Consider the following 314-nt stretch of genomic DNA (forward strand, 5'->3'; position numbering starts at 1 on the left):
AGAACTCACAAACTGTTTTTGTAAACTCTGATCACTGGTAAAAACCAGCTATTATAACAGTCCTTCCCGACTGATTTAGGGTTAGCACCGGACTTATCGAAAATCTTCTGGTTCCACTCTGTTTCCAACAGAGCTCACTTTCCAGTGCCCGTTCTATTTTTATCAGGCAGCTTCGCCTGTTTCTTTCTTTTTAATCTGGCGCCCACCTGCTCTCCCACACCGTCTCCAGTGCAGTACCATCGGCCGATTGGGTCTTAACCGTCGTGTTCGGGATGGGAACGGGTGTGTCCCCCAACCGCATCGGCACCAGAAAT

The 314-nt window shown here is 48.7% G+C and carries 1 rRNA gene; it reads right to left on the reverse strand.

The window, feature by feature from the left end:
* Nucleotides 1-193 precede the first annotated feature (193 nt).
* A 5S ribosomal RNA gene (gene rrf / locus DW694_RS16715) occupies nucleotides 194-311 on the reverse strand.
* Between the last annotated feature and the right edge of the window lie 3 nt (nucleotides 312-314).

It is taken from the genome of Ruminococcus sp. AM26-12LB, from assembly GCF_003480785.1.
Lineage (GTDB): Bacteria > Bacillota > Clostridia > Lachnospirales > Lachnospiraceae > Blautia_A > Blautia_A fusiformis.